Annotated in this window: 15 protein-coding genes; 1 reads left to right on the forward strand and 14 read right to left on the reverse strand. The window is 44.7% G+C overall.

The window, feature by feature from the left end:
• Window positions 1-226: 226 nt before the first annotated feature.
• From IAG03_RS08135 to IAG03_RS08145, 3 genes are all read right to left on the reverse strand, one after another.
• The gene (locus IAG03_RS08135) at window positions 227-751 is read right to left on the reverse strand and encodes a hypothetical protein (RefSeq protein WP_249319623.1); all 525 of its coding nucleotides are present in this window, start codon (window positions 749-751) and stop codon (window positions 227-229) included.
• A 104-nt stretch (window positions 752-855) separates the two neighbouring features.
• Window positions 856-1,746 carry a YegS/Rv2252/BmrU family lipid kinase gene (locus IAG03_RS08140; protein WP_249319624.1) on the reverse strand — a complete coding sequence of 297 codons (891 nt, stop codon included), beginning with the start codon at window positions 1,744-1,746 and terminating at the stop codon, window positions 856-858.
• Window positions 1,747-1,852: 106 nt separating this feature from the next.
• Window positions 1,853-2,791 (reverse strand): AEC family transporter, encoded by a 939-nt coding sequence (locus IAG03_RS08145; protein ID WP_249319625.1) that lies wholly within the window; start codon window positions 2,789-2,791, stop codon window positions 1,853-1,855.
• A gap of 167 nt (window positions 2,792-2,958) precedes the next feature.
• On the opposite strand from IAG03_RS08145, the gene IAG03_RS08150 reads away from it, so the two are divergent.
• Window positions 2,959-3,903, forward strand: coding sequence for an L-lactate dehydrogenase (locus tag IAG03_RS08150; RefSeq protein WP_283243076.1), 945 nt, complete (start codon window positions 2,959-2,961; stop codon window positions 3,901-3,903).
• On the opposite strand, the gene IAG03_RS08155 is transcribed toward IAG03_RS08150, so the two are convergent.
• From IAG03_RS08155 to dnaN, 11 genes are all read right to left on the reverse strand, one after another.
• Window positions 3,900-5,375 (reverse strand): TrkH family potassium uptake protein, encoded by a 1,476-nt coding sequence (locus IAG03_RS08155; protein ID WP_249319626.1) that lies wholly within the window; start codon window positions 5,373-5,375, stop codon window positions 3,900-3,902. The two genes, IAG03_RS08150 and IAG03_RS08155, sit on opposite strands and share 4 nt — an antisense overlap.
• A gap of 20 nt (window positions 5,376-5,395) precedes the next feature.
• Entirely contained in the window at window positions 5,396-6,757 is a 1,362-nt protein-coding gene (gene trkA / locus IAG03_RS08160; RefSeq protein WP_249319627.1) for a Trk system potassium transporter TrkA, read from the reverse strand.
• An 83-nt stretch (window positions 6,758-6,840) separates the two neighbouring features.
• Complete coding sequence (gyrA, locus tag IAG03_RS08165; RefSeq protein WP_249319628.1) at window positions 6,841-9,393, reverse strand: DNA gyrase subunit A; 2,553 nt, start codon at window positions 9,391-9,393, stop codon at window positions 6,841-6,843.
• A gap of 65 nt (window positions 9,394-9,458) precedes the next feature.
• The gene (locus IAG03_RS08170) at window positions 9,459-9,998 is read right to left on the reverse strand and encodes a YcxB family protein (protein WP_249319629.1); all 540 of its coding nucleotides are present in this window, start codon (window positions 9,996-9,998) and stop codon (window positions 9,459-9,461) included.
• Between the two features lie 15 nt (window positions 9,999-10,013).
• The gene (locus IAG03_RS08175; protein WP_249319630.1) at window positions 10,014-10,577 is read right to left on the reverse strand and encodes a YcxB family protein; all 564 of its coding nucleotides are present in this window, start codon (window positions 10,575-10,577) and stop codon (window positions 10,014-10,016) included.
• A gap of 26 nt (window positions 10,578-10,603) precedes the next feature.
• The gene (locus IAG03_RS08180; RefSeq protein ID WP_249319631.1) at window positions 10,604-11,098 is read right to left on the reverse strand and encodes a VirB3 family type IV secretion system protein; all 495 of its coding nucleotides are present in this window, start codon (window positions 11,096-11,098) and stop codon (window positions 10,604-10,606) included.
• A gap of 9 nt (window positions 11,099-11,107) precedes the next feature.
• On the reverse strand, window positions 11,108-13,060 hold the full coding sequence (gene gyrB, locus IAG03_RS08185) for a DNA topoisomerase (ATP-hydrolyzing) subunit B (protein WP_283243077.1): 1,953 nt from the start codon (window positions 13,058-13,060) through the stop codon (window positions 11,108-11,110).
• Between the two features lie 89 nt (window positions 13,061-13,149).
• Window positions 13,150-13,467 (reverse strand): hypothetical protein, encoded by a 318-nt coding sequence (locus tag IAG03_RS08190; RefSeq protein ID WP_249319632.1) that lies wholly within the window; start codon window positions 13,465-13,467, stop codon window positions 13,150-13,152.
• A 93-nt stretch (window positions 13,468-13,560) separates the two neighbouring features.
• Window positions 13,561-13,833 (reverse strand): extracellular matrix regulator RemB, encoded by a 273-nt coding sequence (gene remB, locus IAG03_RS08195; protein ID WP_249319633.1) that lies wholly within the window; start codon window positions 13,831-13,833, stop codon window positions 13,561-13,563.
• Complete coding sequence (gene recF / locus IAG03_RS08200; protein ID WP_249319634.1) at window positions 13,818-14,945, reverse strand: DNA replication/repair protein RecF; 1,128 nt, start codon at window positions 14,943-14,945, stop codon at window positions 13,818-13,820. The genes remB and recF overlap by 16 nt, the downstream gene beginning before the upstream one ends.
• 24 nt (window positions 14,946-14,969) lie before the next feature.
• A complete protein-coding gene (dnaN, locus tag IAG03_RS08205) occupies window positions 14,970-16,064 on the reverse strand; it encodes a DNA polymerase III subunit beta (protein WP_249319635.1) in 1,095 nt (364 codons plus the stop codon).
• Window positions 16,065-16,260 lie beyond the last annotated feature (196 nt).

Below are 16,260 nucleotides of genomic sequence, written 5' to 3' on the forward strand. Positions count from 1 at the left end.
TTCGCCGGAACACTTCTTCGCTGAGCGCCTCTGCTTTCGTATCTCCTCTCGACATGACTGCACCTCCTGTTGTAGTTTCTATTCTACAACAGGAGGTGCTTTTTTTCACTGTCCGTTTTGATGAGGATAGTCCACATGAAAATGGATTGCAAGGCTTTCTTTATAGCAAAAACTCAAAACGCTCACAGCAAAGATCCTTTTCCCGAATTTTTGTCATCGTTCGGACTCATTTTTTAAATTCACGGAACAGCTTTTCCGCACGCGCTTTCTGTGCAACATTGACATCGTCATTTTTCGCATCTTTGTAGATCATCAGATATTTTCCATTATCCGAAAGAATTGCAGGCGTTTCTGTTCCGAGCAGCGTAAATGTTCCGTTTTTCTTGATAGAATCCAGCATGGATTTTCCCGTATCGTTTAAATGATCCAAATCATAAGCATAAAGCTCTACCGTAACGCTTCCGCCTTCAAAGGAATGCACGTACATGTTTCCAGCTTCTGCACCGATCATATCCGCACGCATTTCAGTTGCATCCCCACTGATAATTTCCGAATCTTTCAGATACTTGCAAAGACCGTCCAATGAGTCTTCATAGTCATCCTGAGAAACTTCGGCGGGCGCAGAAGAACTGCTTTCATCGGCATTTGCAGGTTCAGAAGACTGGTTTCTCCAATCTCCGGCACCACAGGCAGTAAAAATTACGAGCAGGCAAAACGCCAGCATTAAAATCGATACTTTTTTCAAATTCATGTATTTTCCTCCGTCCATATATTCGGAATTCTGAGAATAATTATACCTTCCGCCTCCTGTAAAAGCAAGCGAATCTTCTATTTTTCAAAAAAGCTGTTCTCTTCTTAAATGCGCATCTGGATTGCTTCATGCAAATTTCGAATCTGAATTTCTGTAGAACCCGCTTCATATTCGCCGTCAAGCGTCCAGGGAAGCTGATTTTTCGAATAAAATGCAATCTCTGAAGTTGGGAAGAATTTAATCACTTCCCCATCAAATTGGTGTGTCAAAATGCCTAAAATAATTTTTTGCGTCTCTGCCGCATTTTTCGGACTCTTAATCAGCATGACCTCAAATTTTCCGTCACGCATATCCACGGCCGATTCGCTGAGTTTCACAATTCCGCCGATGGATGTAGAATTGCTGACGCATCCGAAGAGATATTCATCCTCCCAAGTTTGATTTTCAACTGTAATTTTCATCTGATAAGGATGAATGGTATGCAGATCCTTCATCCCTTCTATGATATAGGCCAGATGTCCAAGCGCGTTTTTCACATACTGCGGTGTCGCATAAGAGCTTTCTGTAAAGGCTCCAAACGAGGCAACATAGGAAAAATACCGCGAATTAAACTGTCCGACATCAATCGGTGTCGGCGTACCACACACTGCGCGCCGGGCGGCCTCCAGCAGATTTGAGGGAATCTTCATGCTGGATGCAAAATCGTTTGTCGTGCCCGCGGGAATATATCCGACCATCGGCGGATTTTCAAGCGGTAAAAGTCCACAAAGAACCTCATTGAGCGTTCCGTCACCGCCGCAGCAAACAACGGCATCAAAAAGCATGCCGCGTTCCCTGCAAATTCGCGTCGCGTCTCCTTTTCCGCTGGTTGTGTATACGGTTACGTCCTGATTTTGTCTGCAATATAGGTCAATGATATCGGGCAGCGCTGCTTTAATCTTCATCATGCCTGCGTGCAGATTGACAATGAGAAGTAATTTTTCCTGTTTTTCCACAATCCGTCCATCCTTCTGTTGAAAATTAAAACTGTATTTCAAAAAATTGATACTTCATATGAGCTTTGGCTCTAGTTTGCCAAATCAATTTTAAAATTTTCATTTCTTAAAATAAAGCCAGCTGTTTGCCGACAAAAACCATCAAAAAAATCGTGACAATCGAAAACGCAGAAGAAAAAACGACATGTTCTGCGGCAAGTTCTGCATCTCCCCCCATTTGCTGTGCCATCGTATAAGAATTCACCGCAGCCGGCGCGGCAAATGCAACCATCAAACTGGCCAGATCCGGTCCGCGAAATCCAATCAACGCAGCCAACGTTACAAAAATTGCCGGCGCAGCAATCAGTTTTCCGATCAGCATAACCGTAAGCTGACGAAGATTCCCTTCCACTTTGGAAAAGGTAAACGAACCGCCCAAAATAAACAGCGCCAGCGGCGTCGCAATGCCTGCTATATCAGAAATCGGCTTCATGATTACATGCGGAAAGGAAATTTGCAGTTTTAAAAGCAAAAATCCGAGAAACGAGGATAAAATCAGCGGATTGGTTAAAATGCCTTTGAGAATTTTTTTCGGATTCATTTTTCCGCCGCGATAGACTTCCAACACAATTACAGAAAGAACATTTACCATCGGAACCGCCACCACGACCAAAAGGGAGGCAATTGCCGTATCCTGGTCCGGACAAATGGCTTTTACCAGCGGAATTCCGAACAATACATAATTTCCCCGGAACATACCCTGGATCATCACGGATTTCTTTTTGCTATCCGGTTCAAAATGCGATACAAACAGCCAACTCACCAAAAACAAAAACACAAGACCGCACGCAACAAACACGAAAATCCACGGATTTGCCTCTAAATTGACATCCGCCGTCATAATATTTTCGCAAATCATCACCGGGACAAAAATCCGAAAGGTCAGATTATTCATTTTTTCAATGGCATGGTCGTCAATCAGCTTCAGCTGTTTTGCACCATAGCCGAGGCCCATAATGATAAACAGAGGCAGCACAATATTTGCCGACAAAATCAGATTTTTCAAATTCATCCCCGCTTTTCGATCCGCACGACAATCCGTATCTAAAAAATCAGGAATATCTTATCACAAATTCGTCGTTTCTTCAATTTTCATTCGTAATTTTTTACTTTGCGGACAAAATAAGATCGGTATCTGCTTCTAAAAAAGTCCTGTAAAAGGAGAAAATAATCATGAATAGCCGAAAAATTGTTATCATTGGAACCGGAATGGTCGGCATGAGTTATGCCTATACCCTATTAAATCAAAATGCCTGCGATGAATTGATTCTTTGCGATCTCGACAAAACCCGTGCTGAAGGAGAAGCGATGGATTTGAATCATGGGCTTGCCTTTTCGGGCTCTCATATGAAAATATCCGCCGGAACCTATCCGGACTGCAAAGATGCGGACATTGCCGTCATCTGCGCCGGCGTTGCACAAAAACCAGGAGAAGAACGGACGGCGCTTCTGCAAAGAAATGCGGAAGTTTTTCGATCCATCATCGAACCGCTGATGGAATCCGGTTTTCATGGAATTCTGCTCATTGCAACCAATCCTGTAGATATCATGGCGCAAATTGCACACAAACTTTCCGGCCTTCCCGCCGGACGGGTTCTCGGTTCCGGCACTGCTTTGGATACCGCGCGCCTGCGTTATCTGGTCGGCGGATATTTTTCCGTTGATCCACGAAATGTCCACGCCTATGTCTTAGGAGAACACGGCGAGACCGAATTTGTCGCATGGTCGCAAGCCTATCTCGCGACAAAGTCTCTCGCTGAAATTTGCGATACCTCGCACGGAAAATTTCAGAAGGAACCGCTTTATGCAATTGAAAATGAAGTCCGTAATTCGGCTCAAAAAATTATCCAGGCAAAAAAAGCAACGTATTACGGAATCGGACTTTCTTTGCTTCGAATTACCCGAGCGCTTCTTGGAGACGAAAACAGCATTCTGACTGTTTCTGCTGCGCTCAACGGAGAATATGGAGAATCCGGGGTTTACGCCGGCGTTCCCTGTATTTTAAACCGGCAGGGCATTCGAGAAGTGCTTGTTCTTCCGCTCAATGAAAAAGAAAGCGCGCAGATGCAGCATTCCTGCCACACCCTACGCGAGCTTTCCAAAAATATTTTAATTTAATCTTCTCCTTCCCGGAGATTGGAAAGACTTTTTTTCCAGATTGAAGGAGAAAGAATCGCCAAAACAGGAAAAATTTCAAGCCGTCCGAGCAGCATATCCAGAGAGAGAACCAATTTGTTAAATCCGGAAAAAATTGAAAAATTCTTTGTCGGACCAACCAGATCAAATCCCGGACCAACATTATTAAAACACGTAATGACTGCGCTCAAACTTGTAAACAGCCCTTTATTGTCCAAAAGCACCAAGATAAAAGACAGCACAATTAATCCAAAATAAGCGGTTGTGTAGACGCCGACCGTGCTCTGTACGGTTTTTTCAATCGGACGCCCGCGCAGCCGTACGATTCTGACCGCGCCGGGATGCAGTGTCCGGCTAATTTCCTGCCTAAGAGATTTGATCAGAATTAACACTCTTGATACCTTAAACCCGCCCGCGGTAGAACCCGCAGAACCGCCTATCATCATCAGCAAAAGCAGGACGCCTCTTGAAAAATCCGGCCATTTATCAAAATCTGTCGTTGCAAATCCGGTCGTAGACATCACGGAGGTTACCTGAAAAAAGGCATCGCGGAATGCTTGTGAAACATTCTGATAGAGCGGAAGAATGTCGAGTAAGATAACCGTTGTCGAAACAACAACCAGTGCAAGATAAAGCCATAATTCTTCATCGTGCAGTATCGCTTTGACTTCCCGAATTAAAATAAAATAAAAAATACTGAAATTGATTCCAAACAGCATCATAAATACCGCTGTTACCATTTGCAAATACGGAGAATATCCTGCAAGGCTTGCATTCTTGATGCCAAATCCTCCGGTTCCGGCAGTTGCCACTGCGGTACAAATACTGTCAAATACCGGCATTCCGCCGCAAAGCAAAAAAATCATCTGAACAATCGTCAGCACGATATAAATAATATAGAGAATCATCGCACTGCGGCGGAGTTTCGGCGTCAGCTTTCCGACGTCGGGACCGGGGCTTTCTGCACGCAATAAATGCAGAGAATATCCCTTTCCGCCGCTGTTTGGCAGTAACGCCAATAAGAAGACCAGAACCCCCATGCCGCCAATCCAATGCGTAAAGCACCGCCAAAACAAAATGCCTCTCGGCAGAGATTCCACTTCCGGCAAAATACTGGCTCCCGTCGTCGTAAAGCCGGACATCGTCTCAAAAAAGCAATCAATGGGGTTTGTAATTACACCGCTGAAAAGGAATGGCAGCGATCCGAAAAAAGCCATCAGGATCCAAGAAATGACCGTAACTGCAAATCCCTCTGCGACATATAGTTGTTTTATACGAGGCTTCGGAAGCATACACAAAGCACCCACAATTACTGTCAGAAGCATCGCAGTTATAAAACCCCGTATTGCGGTTCTTTCTCCATAAATCATGGAAAATCCCAGTGCAGGCGTCATGGCTGCAGCTTCAATAAATAAGATATATCCAGTTAATTTGGAAAGCATCCTGAAATTCATAATCGTTTCTTTCCGGCTCCTTATTTCACAAAAATATCATTCAGTCTTTTAATCCGGTTTTTTGCCGACGAAATAATGATAACGGAATCATTCCGTTCAATATGATCGTCACCACCGGGGAATAAGACTCTTCCTCGATGTACAATACAGGCAACCAGGGTTTCCCGAATCAGAGGAACATCTTTTAAGGGCGTATTTAGGTTCATCGTATCTTCTGTTACGGTAAATTCCAGCGCTTCCACACGTCCATCCAAAAGGCGCAGCAGCGTTCGGATGGTATTTTCAGAACGGATATCCATCGCACGGACATACCGCAAAACGTCGTTGCAGGCAATTAGTTTCGGGCACACGATGGATTCCATTCCAAACTTTTTGATAATTTCAGAATTTTCCGTTCTGTCAATTTTGGTAATCACTTTCTGAACATTGAGATTTTGCGCATACATCGAAATAATCATGTTAAATTCGTCAATTCCAATCAAAGAAATCACCGAATCCATTTTTCCGATACCTTCTTTTTCCAGAAGCTTATATGCACTGCCATCTCCGTGAATGACCAATGCCCTTGGAAAATTTTCCGCAAGCCGGACGCATTTCTCGTAATTTTTCTCAATAATTTTCAGATTCATATTGGAGGCGGAAAGCCATTTTGCAAGATAATAGGCGATCTGTCCGCCGCCAATCAGCATGACATCTCGAATTTTTTGTGTTTCAATTCCCAAAAATTTAATGAGTGCTGCCAGCTTTGCCGTTTCACTTGTGACATAAATGAGATCTCCTGCGCGGAGGATGAAGTTTCCTCCGGGAATAAAGACTTCTCCGCCGCGGTCGACAGCGCAGACGAGGACTTTTAATTTGGAAAGCTTATATAAATTGGTCAAAGGCTGGCCGACCACCAAAGAATTTGCCGGGACTTTCAGCTTTACCAGCTCAATTTTGCTTTTAGCAAAAAATTCCCGCTTAATAGAAGAAGGAAATTGCAGCATATGATAAATCTCACGCGCTGCTGCCTCTTCCGGATTAATGGCCATACTGATGCCAAAGTCATGGCCAAACTGCGCAATTTGCTCTTTATACTCCGGATTTCGAACCCGTGCAATCGTTCTTCCGCATCCCAGCTTTTTCGCCGTCATGCAGCTTAAAAGATTGATTTCATCCAGAGAAGTCGCCGCAATCAAAAGGTCTGCATCCTGCACACCAGCCTCTTTTAATACACGCAAACTCGCACCGTTTCCGCTGACTACCATCACGTCAAAAGATTCCAAGGAATCCTGCAGGACCTCTGCATTGCTGTCGATGACGACCAGATCATGTCCCTCACTGGAAAGCTGTTCTGTCAGAGTCAGACCGACTTTTCCGTCACCGACAATAATAATTTTCATATTTCTTGATCTCCTTTAGCAATTCTTCTTCCAGACGATTTTACCTCACACAGAAAATCCGTGTGAGGCAAAACTTTCCTAATTTATTCTTCTGCATCATCCACCGGCAGAATTTCTTCTTCCGGTTCCTCGACGACTGCGTCTGCAGCATCTTCAGCAAAACCGTCGTCTTCTACTTCTACATCGTCGACTTCTTCTTCATCGTGCGGTGCGCGGGCAATGGTCACAACCTTATTTTCTTCTCCGGTAATCCGCATGACGCGAACGCCCTTACTCGGACGCGCACAAACGCGGATCGAGCTGGCCATAATCCGGATAATTACGCCGTCTGCCGAAATCATGATGACATCATCGTCCAGATCCACTGTCCGAATTGCCGCAACTTCCCCGTATTTTTCGGTGTGATAATTGATAATTCCCTTACCGCCGCGGCTCTGCATCCGGTAGTCCGAAACCGGAGAAAGCCGTCCGTATCCGGTTTCAGAAACGGTCAGTACCAATCCGTTTTCACGGACACGGGACATTCCGACGACACAGTCGCCTTCCCGAAGTGTAATAGCTTTTACGCCGCGCGCAGTCCGTCCCATTTCGCGGACATCCGTCTCTGCAAAATGGATTGCCATTCCCTTCTTCGTCGCAACAATCAGTTCAGAATTTCCGTCTGTCATCTTGACCCAGCTCAATACGTCGCCTTCGTCCAGCGTCAGCGCAATCAAACCGCCCTTCCGCGCCGTGTTATAGGCTTCCAGGGCAGTCCGCTTGATGACGCCATTGCGCGTGACCATTACCAGATATTTTCCCTCTTCAAATTGCGGGACTCGAATCATAGAGGTCACTTTTTCTCCCGGAGCAAGCGGCAAGAGATTTGCAATATTCATGCCGCGTCCGGTACGAGATCCTTCCGGAACCTCATAGCATTTCAGCCGATATACCCGTCCGAGATCGGTAAAGAACATTACATAGTCATGGCTGTTAATGACAAACATTTCAGTTGCCACATCCTCGTCACGCCGTGTCATACCATTGACACCGCGCCCGCCTCTGCGCTGCAGCTTGTACATATCGACCTTTTGGCGCTTGACATAACCGAAGTTTGTCAGCGTCAGGACGCACTCTTCCTGCGGAATCAAATCTTCGATATCGACTTCTCCGGATACGGCCATAATTTCTGTCCGGCGTTCATCCGAGAATTTTTTCTTCATGACGAGTGCTTCATCCTTGATGATTGCCAAAACGCGGCTGCGGTTTGCAAGGATATCCAGATAATCTTCAATTTTTTCGCCGAGCGTATGAATTTCATCCTCGAGTTTTTGTCTTTCCAGACCGGTCAGGCTTCCAAGCGGCATCTGTACAATTGCCTGTGTCTGAATATCGTCGAGTCCAAACCGTTCTGTCATTCTCATACGGGCTTCCGGACGATCTTTCGATGTGCGGATAATCCGAATGATTTCGTCGATATTGTCAACGGCAATTTTGAGACCTTCCAAAATGTGCATCCGTTCCTGCGCCTTGCGCAGATCGAACTGCGTGCGCCGCACAATGACGCTTTCCTGGAAATCGATATATTCCTGTAAAATTTGTTTCAGCGTCAGCGTTTTCGGCTCACCGTTGACGATCGCCAGCATAATTACGCCGAATGTAGTCTGGAGTTGCGTATAAGAAAACAGCTGATTGAGCACAATTTGCGGAGAAGCGTCCCGGCGCACATCGATGACAATATACATGCCGTTGCGGTCAGAATGGTCTTCTACGTTTGTAATACCTTCAATCCGTTTTTCTTTTACCAAATCCGCGATATTTTCAATCAGGCGCGCCTTATTGACCTGATACGGAATTTCCGTAACAATAATTTTGGATCGGCCGTCTTTTCCTTCCTCAATTTCTGTCCGGGCTCTTACCGTAATTCGACCGCGTCCGGTCGCATAAGCCGCACGAATTCCGCTGCGGCCCATAATCACGCCGCCGGTCGGGAAGTCCGGTCCCTGAATGCTTTCCATCAATTCGTCCAGCGGAATATCCGGGTTGTCGATCAGACGGCACATTCCATTAATGACTTCACCCATATTATGCGGCGGAATATTCGTCGCCATACCAACCGCGATTCCGGTTGATCCGTTTACCAAAAGATTCGGAAAATGGGAGGGAAGCACATTCGGTTCTTTTAAACGGTCGTCATAGTTCGGAGAAAAGTCAACGGTCTCCTTATCAATATCTGTCAGCATTTCGACAGACAGCTTGCTCATTCTGGCCTCTGTGTAACGATAAGCCGCCGGGGGATCTCCGTCCACCGAACCAAAGTTTCCGTGTCCGTCCACCAGCATATACCGCATTGAAAAATCTTGTGCCAGACGAACCAACGCGTCATAGACCGACGCGTCACCGTGCGGATGATATCGTCCCAATACGGTTCCAACCGTATCTGCACACTTTCGGTAAGGTTTCTCCGGCCAGAGGCTGTTCTCGTACATGGTATACAAAATCCGGCGGTGAACCGGCTTCAATCCATCCCGCACATCGGGAAGTGCACGCGAAACAATAACGGACATGGAATACGCTAAAAAGGACTTTTTAATTTCCTTTTCCAAATCGACATTTTGAATTCGTTCTGCTTGCTGCTCCTGCTGTAATTCGTCCATGAAGGCACCTTCCTGTTTGAAATTCGGTTTTTATCTCCGATTACTCTCTAATAATTTTGATCTTTCTATATTTTTTGTACGGACCGGAGAAACACATGCAGGGTTTCCAGCTCTTCCGCTGACAAAACCCGCTTCGGAAGATATCGTGCTTCTCCGATACCTGTATAAAAAAGAATGATTTTTTGATCTTCATAGACACGCCAGAGCATTGTATAGGGAAAATACGCAGCATAGCGGTCTGTTGTCATTTTCAGAGTTTCTGCTGTAAATTGCATTTGCGCAGAAATCATTTTTTCTCCATGTGTATCATAATAAGCTACCGCCGCCTTTTTTACAAGTGCGGGACGCAAAATATCGGGGTAAAGAATCAAATAGACGCCGCCTAGAATCAAAATGGCATTTAAAAAATTCTGGCCCATCCGGCCGCCCGATAAAACTGCCATTGCCAATTTGATCAGTCCGTATAGAAAGACGGCAGATCCCAAAATTTGCAGCAATCGGATAAACCGGTTGTTCTGTTCTTTCCAGGCAGCCTTATCCATAGCGGTTTTATATGCAACGTAATCTTCTTTTGTCGGAAGATAACTTACGGTAATCGATTCCAACGTGCAACACCTCCATTATCGTTTTACCCGATGATATTTGGAAGCAAACACTGCTTGCATATGTTCTGATATCTGTTTTTGTTTTTCTTCGGAAAGAACGTCTGTCTTTAAAATCAGCAAACGATGCTCTCCGCCGACCAAAAGAAGGCCGGATTTATTTTCTATACACCGATCGAAATCCGTCCAATACTGTGTGATTGTTTCACAGTCATTCTGATAGATCAGGCTGTCCCGATAGACCGAAGCTGTTTGCTTTTTAGAGAGCAGCTGATTCGAACGATAAAATTCCGCGCCGAGTTGCCGAAGACTTTTAGGCTGCCAAAAAAGAAAGAACAGCCCCAAAATCACGACAAAGCCTACAGCAATCATCGGCATCCAGAAACTTCTGAACCTTCCGTAGAAAATCGGAATCATTGCCGCAAAAAGAATTGCCAGTGTCGCACAGATTCCGACTTTCACTTCCTGTCTGTGCATATTAGACCGAAAATTCAGTTCTAAAAACAAGGCTTCCTGAAAGTCAGATTCTTCCACTTGAAAAGTAAAGGTTGCAATCGGTTCTCCCTCATAAAATGTCGGCACCTTTTTCCTCCCTTTCTTTTCGGAGTTTACTGGGAATACGGCAGAAATCCTTCCCGTACAGCGTTTAAAAACGGCTCTCTTTTCTCATTTTCCAAACAATGCAGCGGAAATACTGCCATCTTTTTTTCTGCTGTATAAAAAATCAGCAATTCCCCGCAATTTCGATAAAGACAAGTCTGATTGAGCGGAAATTTGAGCGTTTCACCATGACAGGTAATGGAAAGAAAATCGTCTTCCAAAGTCCCCTCAAATACCGTTTTGCTTTCCGCTTCCGACTTTGCTTTTCGCTGAAGAAGAAATTCCGGAACAATCCAAATCACAATTCCAAAAACCGCACTGATGACTGCGAAAAACAAATTTCGAAAATCTTTTGTCACAAAAAAGCAAATCAAAAAGCCAATAAACAGGATAGATAAAATTCCGGTTTCCAAAACCGCACGTTTTCCAACAGTTTTTATATACCCGGTTTCCTTTAGCACCTGATATAGATCCTTTTGTTCCAATATGTAGCGAAATTTCATAGTAAGTCCTCAAATATCCAAATTCTGCACATATTTTGCATTTTTTTCGATGAATTCCCGGCGGGGTTCGACTTTATCTCCCATCAAAATGGTAAACGCTTCATCTGCAAGCGCAGCGTCCTCCACTTCGATTCGAAGCATCATTCGGGTGTCCGGATTCATAGTCGTTTCCCAAAGCTGTTCGGAATCCATTTCACCAAGACCTTTATAGCGCTGGATTTCATAGTTTCCGGAAAGCTGTTCCATCAAAACGTCGCGTTCCGAATCCGTATAGGCATAATAATGATTTTTGCCTTTGCTGACCCGATACAGCGGAGGCTGTGCGAGATAAATATGGCCTTCTTCGACCAGAGGACGCATAAACCGGAAAAAAAACGTCAAAAGAAGCGTCCGAATGTGTGATCCGTCGACATCCGCATCGGCCATAATAATGACTTTGCCATAGCGCAGTTTACTTAGATCAAATTCTTCTCCGATTCCGCAGCCGAGCGCAGTGACAACCGGCATTAACTTTTCATTTCCATATACTTTGTCGAGACGGGCTTTTTCAACGTTGAGCATTTTCCCCCACAAAGGAAGAATTGCCTGGAATTTCCGATCGCGTCCGCCTTTTGCGGAGCCGCCTGCAGAATCTCCCTCGACAATATAAATTTCGGTTTCTTCCGGATTTCTTGACTGACAGTCCGCAAGTTTTCCCGGAAGAGAAGCAGACTCAAGCGCAGATTTCCGGCGTACAAGATCACGGGCTTTTCTTGCCGCTTCCCGTGCACGGGAGGCAGCAAGCGCCTTTTCAAAAATAGCTTTCGCCGTCGCAGGATTTTCCTCAAGATAAGTGGTCAGTTTTTCATTGATCAATCCGCTGACCAGTCCGCTGATTTCTGTATTTCCGAGGCGGGCTTTCGTTTGACCTTCAAACTGCGCTTCTTTTAATTTTACGCTGATGACCGCCGTCAGTCCTTCTCGAACATCTTCGCCGGAAAAATTTTTATCGTTCTCTTTGATAATATTATATTTTCTGGCATAATCATTCATCACACGGGTCAAAGCGCGTTTAAAGCCATCCTCGTGGGTACCGCCGTCTGTTGTGTGAATATTATTTGCAAATGACAATAATAATTCGTTATAACTGTCATTATACTGCATTGCAATTTCCGCAGTTGCATTTCCGTCGGCCGCAGCGCCGATAAAATGGATAATATCCGGATGCACAACTTCTGCAGATTTCTTTTTGTTGATATAATCAACAAAACTGCTGACGCCGCCCTCATAGTGAAAATCACTTTCCAAAATATTTTCCGGATCACGTGTATCTGTCAAAACAATCCGAATTCCGGCATTAAGAAAAGACTGTTCCCGCAGACGCGTTTGCAGTGTTTCATAATCATATTCCGTTGTCTCTTTAAAAATTTCCGGATCCGCCAAAAAGCGAACAACCGTTCCGGTACGGTTCGGATCTGCGCTGGGACCGCGATCTTCCAGTTTCGTTATCGCTTTTCCGTGTTCAAAACGCTGAAAATACCGGTGTCCTTCGTGATAGACCTCTACCTCAAGCCAGATAGAAAGCGCATTGACAACCGATGCGCCAACGCCGTGGAGTCCGCCGGAAACCTTGTATCCGCCACCGCCGAATTTTCCGCCGGCATGCAGAATCGTAAAGACAACCGTCACTGCAGGAAGTCCGGTTTTCTGCTGAATTCCTACTGGAATACCGCGGCCGTTGTCTTCTACGCTGATAATATTTCCGGGAAGAATTTTAACTTCAATCCGATCACAAAATCCGGCTAAAGCTTCATCGATCGAGTTATCGACGATTTCATAGACAAGATGATGCAGTCCGCGCGGTCCTGTTGATCCGATATACATTCCCGGACGCTTCCGAACAGCCTCCAGTCCTTCCAATACCTGAATTTGATTCTCATCATAATTTTGTTGTGCCTGCGTAATTTCGCTGAAGTCTTTCAAAATTTAAAACCTCCTGTGGCAATATGACATTCCATAAATCTGATCGTAAAAAACGTTATAAAATTCGCGTATGTTCCATAGAATCTCCTTCATTCCAACGGGCTGAAGGCGGTACGGAACGCGACGGTTTTCTTTTTCCAGCGTCTCTTTTTGGAACCTTTCGTACAACCGGGCGTTTTAGCCGCACCAGAAATACGCTGAGAATATAGAAAATAAGAAATGGAATTAAAACCCAAAAAATTGTCCAAAGCGTCACTTTCTGAAGAATAACTCGAATAATCAGAAAAATCAGTAAAGCTGTAATCACCGCAGCAACCGCCAAAAAAGACGTTTTCATATCCAAAACAATGGTGGATACCCCTCTGCAGCGGGGACACCGATATTCGCCCTGTCTGCGCAGCATCCATGTCGTCATCAGGTCGACTTTTTTTCCGCAATAAGGGCATACAGGTTTTCGAAAACTTTTCATTCGCGTACCTTCTTTCCGATATTCCGCTCTTTTAAACGTTGGAAAGGTCATGAATATAGTTTGTCCGTTTTAAAAGCGTTGAAGTAGAAATTTGAGAGATATAAACTGTTTTTTTTCCATCCTTATCGATACATGGCACGAAAGCTTTCGGAAGTTCTTCCGAAACATTGACGACATATCCCTTTTTTTGGACAATGCCCAAATAATTTCTCGTAATTTTTGAAATCGTCGAAGTTTCCATATCAAAAATGCCGATGATTTCATCGGTACGGACTACGGTATCCTGTCCTAAATGCAAATACATGATGTTTCCTCCTGTAGCAGTACCCCTTTTTCCATCCGAAACAGGGAACCATTCTCAAAAGAACGGATATTTTCCGGATCACAGCAAGTTATAAAAACCTGATGTCCGTGCAGATGATTGAAAAGATAATCCTGCCTGAAGGTATCCAATTCACTCATCACATCATCCAAAAACAAAATTGGCGGCTCATTTAATACACTGGATAAAATTTGTGCTTCTGCAAATTTCATTGCCAGGACAATACTTCTTTGCTGTCCCTGTGATCCAAAAGCGCGCGCGGACGCTCCATCAATAAAAATATCCAAATCGTCCCGATGAGGGCCGGAAAGTGTAAATCCGCAGGAAAGATCTTCTGCGCGCCGATGCTGCAAAGAAGAAATCAGATAATCATAAAAATTCTGTTCCGCAGGAACCGGCATTCCTGCAGAGCTTTGATAAGAAAGTGTAATGGCCTCTTTGCCGCCGGAAATTCCTTCATAAATTTTCTGTGCAGCAGCGCCAATCCGTTCTGTATAGGACAGCCGTTCCTGCAAAATAGAACTGCCGTAGTGGGCAAGCTTCTCATCCCAGATTTCAAGAGTATCCAATAATTCCCGGTGACGAGGAATGTCCTTCAGCAGAGAATTTCGTTGCTGCAGCGTATGCTGATATCGATACAACAACTTGGAATAAAGCGGTTTTATCTGACAAATTGCACTGTCGAGAAAACTGCGGCGCAGCTGTGGTCCGCCCTTTACGAACGATAAATGTTCCGGAGAAAAAATGACCGCGCAGAAATTTCCTACGAGACAAGCTGACCCTTTGCGCTTCACGCCGTTTAAAGAAGACGTCCGTTTTCCGTCTTCTAGAAAAAGTTCCGCCTGCTGTTCCCGTTCTCCTGAAAAAAATTGCATGGAAAGCGTGACTTTTTTCTGAGAAGCGTTCATCCGAAGAAATTCTGCGTCCTTTGCTCCGCGAAAAGAGCGTCCTCCGGTAAAAATCCACATGGCTTCCAACAAATTCGTCTTTCCCTGGGCGTTTTTCCCGTAAATAACATTGACACCCTCTTGCGGAGAAAACATTCCGTCCTGCAGATTTCTGAAATTTTGATATGCAAATTGACTGATTTTCAAGTACGCATCACACCTTTAATCCGCTTACAGACGTACCGGAAGTACTAAGAAAAGGAAAGCGTCCCCTTCTTTTGGAAGAATCGTCATCGGGCTAATCGGTCCGTTGAGCTGAATTTTCACCTCGTCATCTTCTGAATTGCGCAGTGCATCCAGAAGATATCGGTTATTAAATCCCATTTCCACGCCTTCTCCGGAAATTTCAGCAGGAAATTGATCATTTGCGCGGCCGATTTCTGTTTCACAGGAAACTTTAACTTCCTGATTTTCAAAAATACAGCGAACCGGAATTCTGCGCCGGTCGTTGATCAGCAGCGAAACGCGCTCGACGCTGTCCATAAATGCTCGGGTTTGCAAAACAACTTCTGTTGCGCTTGTTTTGGGAATTGCAGCGCGATAATCCAGAAAATCGCCTTCCAAAAGGCGGGAAAGAACAATATAATCTCCGATTTCAAAGAGAATGTGACGCCGGCTTACTTTGAGAGAAACATCTTCATCGTCGTCCCGCAGCAGTTTTGAAATTTCAGAAAGTGTTTTTCCGGGGATAACAAATTTCATTTCTTCCGTACAGGAAATCGGTTCTGAACGGACGGCCAGACGGAATCCGTCTACAGAAATTAGCCGGATCGTCTGATCACTGATTTCAAACATGGTTCCGGTGTGAACCGGATTGGTATCTGTTTCTGCTACGGCGAAAATTGTCTGCCGAATCATGCTTTTTAAAATATTATGAGGCAGAGAGATCGAAACGGTATCCGTAACAACTGGAAGTTCCGGATATTCTTCTGCCGGAATTCCCGGAATTGAGAACTGGCTTTGTCCGCTTACGATGGTTGTTACATTTTTTTCGTCGCTCATAATCAGAACGGAGTCCTCCGGTAAACGACGGATAATATCTGCAAAAAGTCTCGCATTGAGGACAACGCTGCCGGTTTCGCTGCAGGAAGCCTCGATGCCGGTTGTCATTCCAATTTCTAAGTCATATCCGCAGATGATAAGCATGGATCCATCGGTGCGAAGTAAAATGCCTTCGAGCGCCGGAATGGAGGATTTTGAAGAAACAGCACGCTGTACATTGGAAAGCGCCTGCGTCAGTTCTTGCCGATTGCATGTCAGTTTCATAAGTTTGCACCTTCCTGAAATGATCGGAATCATTTCTATGTATTCTAATCTTTTTTAAGTCAGCAGTAGTAGTAGAGGGCCTTGAATTGTTTAAAAATTCAAAAAAGCAAGGAAATTACTCAAAAAACGCAGTGGAGTTTTTCATTTTGGATTGTTTGAAGAAAGTGAAAAGAATGGAAAACTAAAATCTTTTAAA

It is taken from the genome of Yeguia hominis (assembly GCF_014384705.1).
Classification (GTDB): domain Bacteria; phylum Bacillota; class Clostridia; order Oscillospirales; family Acutalibacteraceae; genus Yeguia; species Yeguia hominis.